The organism is Caballeronia choica (assembly GCF_001544535.1).
Taxonomy (GTDB): domain Bacteria; phylum Pseudomonadota; class Gammaproteobacteria; order Burkholderiales; family Burkholderiaceae; genus Caballeronia; species Caballeronia choica.
This window is the reverse complement of record NZ_FCON02000208.1, coordinates 1-9,722: the sequence shown is the minus strand read 5'-3', so window position 1 is coordinate 9,722 and position 9,722 is coordinate 1. Positions and strand designations below refer to the sequence as shown.

Sequence of the window (9,722 nt, the reverse complement as noted above, 5' to 3'; positions counted from 1 at the left end):
TCTCTCCCCGAAAGTTGCCATTGAAGACTCCCACGCCAGCTCTGGCGGGAAGTTTGCTGAACTGGTGCTCTCGGCCATGAAGCGTCATTCACCCGCACCGTCACTCCGACGTTCAAATGTCGGTTCTCGGCCGGGAAGCGGCCATTCGTTTCGCAATGTTGAACTTTGTTTCATTGGCCTTTTCCGTCATTGGTCCGGCTCCGCCGTGACCCTCGACTGCCGACCGCGTTCGCGAGAGCCAGTGCACTGTTGACAAAACTTTGATCACCCATCAGACGCGATCCGAATCCGTTTGATAACGTTTGAAATCTTCGACAGAACTGACCGTTTCGAAAAAGGCGCCTCCGCAGATTCGCTCGGAAAACTCACAGCGGCGGCGGGCTTTTGCTCGTGACCCGCGCATCACCTTCCACCTTCAGGAAGTGGATGCGTCCGGCCCGGTCTCCTGCCGCGAGAACCTCTGTGCACACGGCGAAGGCAAGCGCCTCGATACAGGAGTCGGAGACAAACAGAACCTCGCCCGTCCAGTGTCCGTTATGTACGTGCCAGACTCGAATTGTCCTGTCTCGTGATCCCGACGCGAGCCGCCCGTCGCCAAGCAACTTGAGCGCGGTCACCTGCGACGTGTGTCCTTCAAGCGTCGCCTCGCACACGCCGCTCGCCGGGTTCCACAGCTTGATGGTGCCGTCTTCCGAGCCCGACGCGAGCAGCCCGTCAGGCAGTACTGCGAGCGGTTTTGTCGCAGTAAGCGTCGGGTATCATGAGCCATGACAATGCGAACGATCGGACGCTTGATGACGACTCTGAATCCAGCCTTGGCACGGGTGCTCAGGCGTTTGCACTATCCGCTCGACGTGATCCTGACGTGCGTGCGCTGGTATGTGGCCTATCCGCTGAGCCTTCGACACCTGGAAGAGATGATGGCGGAGCGCGGAATCTCAGTCGACCATTCAACTGTGCACCGCTGGGCCATCAAGGTGTTGCCGGTACTGGAAAAGACCTTTCGTCGCCACAAGAAAGCCGTCGGTCGGCGCTGGCGAATGGACGAAACGTATATCAAGGTCCGAGGCCAGTGGAAGTATTTGTACCGCGCAGTCGACAAGGAGGGTAACACGGTTGATTTTCTGCTGCGTGCCCATCGTGACAAGGCCGCGGCGCGGCACTACTTCGAAAAGTCAATCGAGCAGAACGGCGAACCCGAGACGGTGACAATCGATAAAAGCGGTGCGAACCTCGCCGCGCTGGATGCTCTCAACGCGGAGCGGGAAACACCGATCAAGATTCGGCAGAACAAGTATCTGAACAATGTTGTCGAGCAAGATCATCGGGCGATCAAGCGACGCACGCGGCCTATACTCGGCTTCAAGAATTTTCGTTGCGCCCGGATCCTGTTGAGACCTTCAGGCAGTTGCGCTTGTCAATTTTGCAATGAACGCGGTGCTCTTGGAGATGATGGCTTGTGGCTGTCCGGAAGTAATCGCGACGGCGAGGTCCACGAAGCTACCAATTACTGCCACGTCCACCGCAATCTTTTTGGTGATATTGATTGCGTTGTTCATCAATGTCGTTGCCTGGTTAATGGCGTCGACTGCCTGACCTGCGCTATCCAACGCTATCCCTATTCCTTCCGTGACCCATGTCTGGATCTGTGCTGCAAGGAGCGCTTGCTTTGCCTGAATAGCGAAATAGTTAGAAGGCGTCTCGCCATTATCCACCGCCTCCTGCAACTGCTCTGCAGTGGTGGTCACGATTGCCATGAAATGGCTCGCCAGTTCCAGCGTTTCTTCCGCATTGGGTTGAACAGAGATAGTCATTCCTTGTCTCCTTGTCAGAATGCGTCCCGCAAGCTCTGTTGTGCACTGTAGGCCGCGTGCGCGAATTCTTCGATTTCTCGAACTGTATCCTGGAGTGGAACTCGGTTAATCGAATCTCGGGCCTTCGTAAGCGTGGGGCCTACTTTGCTTAACACTTGGATGTATTCCTGCAAGGCAGACGCACGTGACTTGGTGACGCTCTGCTGTGCCTGCAGTCCTTTAACGTACTCCTGCACGGCGATAGGTTCGAAAAGCAGTTGCTTTTGTTGAAGGACCTTGGCTGCACCTGCCGCATTCAGTTGCGCGACCGCAAGGCCCTGAATCTCGACAAGATATAAACCTGCAACAATTTGAAGTTGTTGAATGACGTTCTCTACAGGCTTGCTGTTGTCGAGAACCTCTTTGAGCTTGGACTGACGATACGATTGAGTGGCCAGCTTGTAGATGAGCGCCTCGACTCCGTTAATCGCGTCGACCTGTTTTGGATCGAGGAGGCTCTTCGTTCCGCCGACCGGAATGGATCCAACAGACTTAGAAAGCGCGCCATACTCTGGTCGATAGGTGACGTACTGGTCTTGGGCAAGCGCCTTGACGGCGCTCGCATAGGACGCTAAGGTCGAACTCAGCGCCTGCAACTGCGGCGCATATGAATCCATCAGCTTGCAGTTGCCTTGGACGGTTCCGCTTGCACTTGCGAGCGACTCCACATAAACGTCCAGCTGCCCTCTTTCGTCATTCACGTCGTTCGCTGCTGAAAGTGCGGCTTTTCGTGCGACTGGTTGATTTTTTGTATCCTTCTGGGTGAGCGCGCTCGAAACTATCGCGCGTTGCTCGGAAAACAATGTCTGAAGTTCCCGACAGTTCTGTGGCATCTTCGGAAGGACTTCGGTCGTTTGCTGCGCCACCGCCGCGGTCGCATCGCCAAAGGTCGCCACGCTCGTCATGTTGGTCGCGCAGCCCGATAGGCCCAAACCCGCACACAGAAATAAGAAAAATAAAGCGAAGCGCGGGGTGATCATTGTTATTCCCCTTTCTGTCCTGTTTATGAAACGCGGAACGCGCTGCGTCGGATCCCATGCTAAATCGTAACAACGCGGTATTTATAGATAGGATACCGAATTACATAGGCAAATATTTTTTTAAAAATGCTGCGCTCCGGTTAAGCCTAGTACAAGACGCCAGTTATGGCAATGTAATAAACGCCGTTGCCCGAGGCGTTCCCTTTTTCGCCGCAGCCAAAAGCAGAATGCGACTCCGCTCTGTGCGTCCATCCACCAACAACTCGCCAAACGCATCCGCGCGCAGCTGATAATGTCAGACCTCTCAATGACGCTCATTACAAAGCTCTTGCCTGATTGCGCGTCACCGTGGCTGTCCCGATCAGACAGGCGTAGTCAGATGAGCGAAATCGTCAGCGTAGCACTGGCGCCCGCGGTGATGCTCGCACTGCCGGCCGCCGTCTTGCCGCTCAACGTCGCCGTTAGATGTTGCATACCCACCGGCACACCTTTCACCGCGAACGTTCCGTCCTGACCAGTTTTCACTATGGCTACGGAGGGCACGCCAACTACGTTGACAGAAGCCCCTTGCACGGGCTTGCCGTCTGCATCGACGACCTTGCCCGTGATCGAGCCAAGCTGCGCCGTATTTGGCGAGCTGAGCCGCGCGGTCAAGGCAGGCGCGAGTCCCTCGGCCAGTCCGCGCAACTGCAGAAGGATCACGCCCGATGCGAAGCCCGAAAGAAACGATACGGTGATGCCACCGGCGGTCGTGGCGGGTGCAAATGCGTAGAACGCGACCATCGCGATGAATGGCGCCGTGATGAGCTGCATGATCTCGAAGATGACGTTCTCACGGATTTCGAAAGCATCGAGCCGCGGCGCGTCTGCGGTACTAACGTAGTGCGGCTCTGACTGCTTCTGATACTCCGGGATCTTTCTCGTGAGGCTGATGGCGCCACCGACGAAGGCGAGCAAGAGCACGTAGTACGGCACGACGAACCCGCTCTGGACAATCGTGAACGAGCGATAGACGTCTACTTTCTCTCCGTGCTCGGCATGTACGCCATATGTCCCGCCAATGACGACAAGCCAAGGGAAAGACTTGTCCGAAGCGAAACCTGCTGGCATTTGATAGTGGTTCGCGCGATCGGGCTCGGCGGCCGAAGCCGGCACGGGCGATGAAGCCCCGACCGGTGACGAAGCCGCCTCTGGCGATGAAGCCGTGGCGGACGAGGATGTCGTTGTGGACGATGAAGCCGCTGTTGGCACACTCGTTGAAGAAGCGGCTTGTGGCGCGAAAGCGGCCTTCGCGTCCGAAGCCTTTTTTTGCATCTCGGCTGTGGCTTCTGTGAGATCCCGATCAAGGACCACGTCCCCCTCTTTCTTTGAAACGACACACGCTATCGAATCAGGCGTAGTTTTGCTCGCGCCTTTGTCTACGCATCCGCGAATGATGCCGATCGGCCCAGATACATCCGGCTGCCAGGGATTGGCAACCGGAAATATCAGCACTGCAAAGCTGGTCATCGTGAATACGTAGGCGAACCGGAAGGTCTCGCGCCTTCTCCAGTCCGACGTCGGGTCGCCGGTGAAACACGAAACAAACCACACCCCGAACCCGAGCGCAAGTACAATGAGTGCGACGATCGCGAAATAACGTGGCGACTGATCTGGCTTGAAGATCGGGTAATACGCCGAAATACCGACGAATACACAAAGCCACGCGCAGACAAAATACGAGATCCATTTTTCCCAGTCGCTGATGAAACTACGCTTTACGTCTCGAGTGCTTTCGTCGTCGGTAATAGTGACTTCAAGAGCGGCTAGCGTGACCGCATCCGCGATGGCGAGATCGGCAGGTGGCGGCGTGAGACCACCGTTGAAGGTCGTGACCGCCTGCGTCGTCGTAGACCCGAAGATCCCGTTGACGACGTGGGGGAACAAGCCCCGCGCCCGTAATGCCATTTGCAGCGCTTCGACGCCAGGACCCAAATCGCCCTCTTTGAGTGGCTGCGCCATTCGAGTGGACCTCTTGCCCGTAATGTTCCGCTGACGTCTTGAACTGTTCTATTAAGAAAACGATGTTAGCGATCAACGCGTGGCTCAAGAGCCGGCCGTGTTTTGAAGTTGTGAATGTAACTGACGGACACGCAGTTAATTAAAGGTGAGCTTTCGCAGAAACCTATCTCTTTCCCAATGGATGTGTGCGCAAGCGCACCAAAAGAACGGCGCGCTTAAGGACATAGGCCCGTTCACCATTCTTTAACGCCCTTGCACTCGACAACTAGCCGTCCTCACCGGTCAGTTTCGCTATGCAGGCTGAATAATGCGACGCATAGCTGAGCGTCTATGACGGCTCAGCCTTTAAAGTATCAGCATACAGACATAGGTAAAATCGAAAATCAATCATGCTGACAGCCTAGTCCTCCTCACGGCCGGCTAAATGCCACTGAGCCGTGCGGACGTAGCCGGCGCGTAGGGCCGATCGGAGAATGAGATACAGGTCGCGTTGAGCGTAGTCAGAGGTTTTCTAAGGAACCGAAGCAAACACCTACACGCAAGGTGCGCTGCGAGCGAGTAACTACCACGTAAGTCCTTGAGCAGAGATAGTGCCGATTAGTCGAGGCATTGACTCACCTTTATGATTAGAGGTTCGCTAAGCGCGGCTCGTTGTGCAAGCCGGTGTCTTTTCCTGCCGTACGCATCTTTATTTGCTGTCTCGAGAGTGAACGTCTCACGCCAATCTCAGGGATCGACTGTAATGGCGTTTTGCAGCGTCGCTTGCCGAGACGAACCATCGATAATCATCAGGTCCCACTGGCCGAGGGCAGTGTCAGCGGTCACAGGAATTTGACAGCGAACCACCATGTCGTTCGAAACCACATTCGTCCCCAAGATTTGATCCTTGCCCCTAACAACCTTGACGCTCTTAATCGCGTTAAGGTTGTCGCCGACGATCTCCAAGTCGTGCGTCTGCGGCGCACCCGCCAATGAAATGACATTCGGCTTCATCGCTCGGATGGTCGGCGCCCCCTTTGGCTTCTCTGTGGATGTCGTCGCTGCGCTGGCCGTCTTGGCTCCAAAATAGAAACTCGATACTGCGGTAACTAGCGTGCCGATAAGCACAAGCAATTGCTTAGCGAAGTCTGTGCCTTCCTTTGTTCCTTCGGGGTCGCGATAGGTGATAACGAAAAGCTTGTTAGCCTTATCTTTATTTGACGGTAATATCACGACGACACCGACCTTCGGGTTTTGCCCTTTAAAATCTGAGACCTGTGATTCGGTGAGTTCGGGTGTCGTGATCAGTGGTCCGCCGGCATAAAGGCGCTCGAAAAGAAACACGCAAAGAATTGCGAACAGCACGACCAACGCCACTGCTATGACTGCCCGAATAGACCCTTCAGGCAGCGCCATCGCCTGGCTTTTGTCCGCGAGGCCAAATGTTCCAAAGGCAAGTGAAACCAGTGCGAGGGTTGCGATCAATAAGACGACGCCAGCCACCGCAAATAGGGGGAGAATCAGCGAGGTCTCCCGGCCCGACGAAGTGGCGACTATAGCAACAGGTGCAACGAAAAGGAGTGCAATACCAGCAACGATAAGCACAGCCGCAACCAGAAGTTGTCTCATGTTTTTAAATATTCCATTACCAGGATTTGAGAACCTTTCGCCTACCGTCGCTTTTCTAATCAAAAAGGTTTGAACTCTAAAGGAGTAGGTGCCTAGTGTAAAATTTTTTGAAAGAAAAAGGATTTGATGGGCGACGATGTAGTGTTCGAATCGAGGCAATGAAGGAATCTGTCAATTGCCTTAGGTGCACAGACGAACATAACTCCCTTTGATTAAAGCGTCACTTGTTTTTCTGTCGTGTCTTATTTGTTTAAATAAAATAGCTATTGGTGGCCACGCCCAACTGACTCACGAAGGTATCGCTGCGTCCGTACATTCGGCTTTGATGTGCCTGCCATCAGCAGGAGCCATCATGGAAGTTGCGCGGTGCCTCTACTACCAGAATTGATTGACCTTCACAGTCACATTAAATGAGAACGAAGTCGCGCGTAGCGAGATTATATATACGTTTACCGAGAGTTCCGTCTTCACGAAGATCGTGTATTTCCTTGACCAGGACCTTTATACGGTCCGGATATTGAGAGTCGCCGATCTTAAGAAGCGCCGAAATTGGGTCGCTTTCGCTTAGCGCGTGGATGATTTCCGGATCGCGCGCGCGACCTTGATGACGAATGTCCGCGATGATAAGACACACGACGTCCTTCGTTCCGTCAAGGGCATAGCGCTTCGCGTAATGAAACATTGCGTTCTTGAATATCTTTATGCCGACCTCGATCTGCAGTTCACGATGGGCGACATCGTTCTGCACCCAATGAATCAAGCGTGCGGCTTGTATCACTTCGGTGTCTTCAATTTCCTTGAGCGTAGGATTGAAATAGTCGAGAAGCGGCTCGGTCGTCGTTGCGCTTTCGAGCGCGGCCTCGACTCCGTCACGGACCCGATGCACCCTGCCATTAACGAGTTTTAGATCTGGAAAATACTCCGCCGCGAGGGGCAGAGCAAGGAGGCGGCGCAGATATATGACGAAGTCGCCATCAGGAACATGAGCGGCGAACTGCAGAAAAGAAAATGTGAATCGTGCCCGATCATAGGTATTCAGCGTGTGAAACAACGCCCCCTCCGACATGGCTGTGGGATGAATGAAATCCGCCCAGAAGCCGTATTTTCCGCGGAACACGTTTCGGTCATAGCGTTGCTTAGGATCGTCGCCAGATAAATTCATCAGCCCTTTGCCATCCCTATACGACACACGGCTGCCAATAAAGAAGGTCGGGCCATTGTCGACGTTCCCGTAATACTTACTTCCCTGTTTCAGCGAAAAACTGACGAGCTTCATCAACGGCACCCCCATCGAATAGAACATCGTGCGAGACGAAACGGCGAACATTCCGCCGGTCCTTCATTCCGGACAGTGCGCACTGCACTCTGACTTGTTGCCAGTCAGTGGCTTTGCTTTCTTGTGCATCAACTTTTGCACCACCCAACTGCGAATGGACGCGATGTCACAATCGGGCAAGTCGCGATATCAGCCATTGAGCTCAAGATGCGCGGGGTGGACGAACATAAATTCGTTATCCGCTACGTTAATTTCTTGCGCTGGCGAGGCATACTCGGCGATGAACGCCTTCTGCGCTAAATCCTCGACATGGGCAAGAGCGTCGTCGAGACTGGCGCCCGAAAGTCCAAGGCTTGCCAAAGCGGCACGCGTTGTCGGTCCGATCGCGCCATCGAGATTGCCAATCACGTATCCGCAGCGAATTAGCGATGCCTGAAGCTGGGCCTCCTTTTGAGCGTTGCCAAACTTGACGACGTGCACTCCCAAAGCGAGGATTGCTGATGCGGCGCCTGCCGTATAAGGCTTCTCAAAATTATCCCCCTTACCGTCTTTGTAATAGTCGATTACTCGCTGATGACTGCCGCGGCATTCGAAATGCCACGCTTCACTCAAACTCGAATTGGGCGTTGCAACGATGGGAACGACGCCCCAATTCTTCGCGAGATTCCAGAACGCGCCCAAGTTCATCTTTAAATCAGACAACGAAATGTCCATTGCGCGGCCGGCTTCGTGGAAGCTGCCGCCCGGAGTCGGACTGAATGCTTTCTTCTTGCCGTTTACGTAGTCGAGATGTGATTGCAACTGCATTTCATAACTGCGAAAAAGATCAGAGAGAACGAGCTTACCGCCGTGCGCGGCGACATCATTGGCGAGACCCGCAATGGCCGCTGCCATGTCGGGCGTGGCATGGGCAAGTTTTTTGGGCAGCGAGACGGGCGTATTTTGCTTGTCTATGTAGATCGAAGGAATGTGGATCTCAACAAGCGGGGTTTTCATGACGTCTCCTTTCAAACCAAACAGTGTCTTCGAAACTGCATGTACGCCATTGCCTGCTGACCTTTCGTCCTAACAAGACGAAAGATAGGTTTACATATTGAAAATATCTGTAGGTTTTATCCTTAGTCGGTTTGTCCGGAGAATGTGCGCTGCCACGCAGACAAATGAGTGATCTCGCTCACCTTGGCGGACACGTTTGGACTTTTGAAAGGGATCAGGATTGATTGGGCGGACTTCAGGCATTATTTGGCCAAGCGCAGTGATAACCGCGTCACGAGGGGTGGGAGAGAGACCGAACATAAACTTCAGAGCGATTGCAGCCATTTCAGGCAATCTTGATCCTGGCGCCAGCCAATGCCTGGAGGGCGTACCTCCGAAACAACCTGACGACGGGGCCCGTCGAGTCCGGATCGCATGTCCAACGAAGGTGGACAACTGGATCAGGTGGCGGTTCGGGTCAATCCCATTCCGATGCACGGGCATGCTCTCTCCGGCCACAGCCGCCGAGCATAGCCCGCGTGGTTGATGTCATGCGCAACGCCAATCTTGCCTTCCCGGTCCGCTCGGTCACGTTCCCGAAATGCCGGTCACGTTGCCGAAATCGCCGGTCACCATCCCGAAACGGCCGGTCGCGTTCGTCCGAAATACGCACCGAAGATCGTGAGCTCTTGGTGGCGATACGCCTGGCGGAATATAAAGCTGCAGCTTCTGAACAAGGCTGTGAAACGTCTGGCTGACTGCGCCTTCTTAGATACAGCCATGCTTCGTGAATGAAAACAAAGGCACTTCAAGATTGCATACGTCGCCATGACGTTCTTCGATGTAGTCTCAGGCGTTGGGCTATCTGGTTTACCGCATTTGATTACACACAACTCGTGTCGGGTGCGGTCGCTGCGCGGGAAAATCGTTTACGTTCAATGACATACCGGATGGGGTTGTAAACTTTCGCGGGCTGTCGTTTACTCTCGCATTTTGGTCGGCACATGAAGCGAGCGTCAACGAGCTGGG

General features: G+C 54.3%; 6 protein-coding genes and 1 pseudogene. 1 reads left to right on the top strand and 6 read right to left on the bottom strand.

The genetic code is table 11. The annotated features are described in order from the left end of the window. Window positions 1–365: 365 nt before the first annotated feature. Window positions 366–722, bottom strand: coding sequence for a WD40 repeat domain-containing protein (locus AWB68_RS39705; protein ID WP_374729655.1), 357 nt, complete (start codon window positions 720–722; stop codon window positions 366–368). A gap of 72 nt (window positions 723–794) precedes the next feature. Between AWB68_RS39705 and AWB68_RS39695 the strand changes: the two are divergent. Beyond that, window positions 795–1,394 (top strand): annotated as a pseudogene (locus tag AWB68_RS39695) (IS6 family transposase); the annotation flags it as partial. A gap of 434 nt (window positions 1,395–1,828) precedes the next feature. Here AWB68_RS39695 and AWB68_RS39690 read toward each other — a convergent pair. From AWB68_RS39690 to AWB68_RS39670, 5 genes are all read right to left on the bottom strand, one after another. Further along, window positions 1,829–2,833 carry a hypothetical protein gene (locus AWB68_RS39690; RefSeq protein WP_087649664.1) on the bottom strand — a complete coding sequence of 335 codons (1,005 nt, stop codon included), beginning with the start codon at window positions 2,831–2,833 and terminating at the stop codon, window positions 1,829–1,831. 375 nt (window positions 2,834–3,208) lie between these two features. Further along, a complete protein-coding gene (locus AWB68_RS39685) occupies window positions 3,209–4,834 on the bottom strand; it encodes a carboxypeptidase regulatory-like domain-containing protein (protein WP_087649663.1) in 1,626 nt (541 codons plus the stop codon). A 726-nt stretch (window positions 4,835–5,560) separates the two neighbouring features. Continuing rightward, a complete protein-coding gene (locus AWB68_RS39680) occupies window positions 5,561–6,442 on the bottom strand; it encodes a hypothetical protein (RefSeq protein ID WP_087649662.1) in 882 nt (293 codons plus the stop codon). A 406-nt stretch (window positions 6,443–6,848) separates the two neighbouring features. Beyond that, window positions 6,849–7,769, bottom strand: coding sequence for a hypothetical protein (locus tag AWB68_RS39675; protein ID WP_087649661.1), 921 nt, complete (start codon window positions 7,767–7,769; stop codon window positions 6,849–6,851). 138 nt (window positions 7,770–7,907) lie between these two features. Beyond that, window positions 7,908–8,714, bottom strand: a complete 807-nt coding sequence (locus AWB68_RS39670; protein ID WP_087649660.1) for a D-alanyl-D-alanine carboxypeptidase family protein — start codon at window positions 8,712–8,714, stop codon at window positions 7,908–7,910. Window positions 8,715–9,722 lie beyond the last annotated feature (1,008 nt).

Bases quoted from the DNA above. Each gene is read 5' to 3' on its own strand.
- AWB68_RS39670 (WP_087649660.1), bottom strand. From the start codon at position 8,714: ATGAAAACCCCGCTTGTTGAGATCCACATTCCTTCGATCTACATAGAC.
- AWB68_RS39685 (WP_087649663.1), bottom strand. From the start codon at position 4,834: ATGGCGCAGCCACTCAAAGAGGGCGATTTGGGTCCTGGCGTCGAAGCG.
- AWB68_RS39680 (WP_087649662.1), bottom strand. From the start codon at position 6,442: ATGAGACAACTTCTGGTTGCGGCTGTGCTTATCGTTGCTGGTATTGCA.
- AWB68_RS39675 (WP_087649661.1), bottom strand. From the start codon at position 7,769: ATGTTCGCCGTTTCGTCTCGCACGATGTTCTATTCGATGGGGGTGCCG.
- AWB68_RS39690 (WP_087649664.1), bottom strand. From the start codon at position 2,833: ATGATCACCCCGCGCTTCGCTTTATTTTTCTTATTTCTGTGTGCGGGT.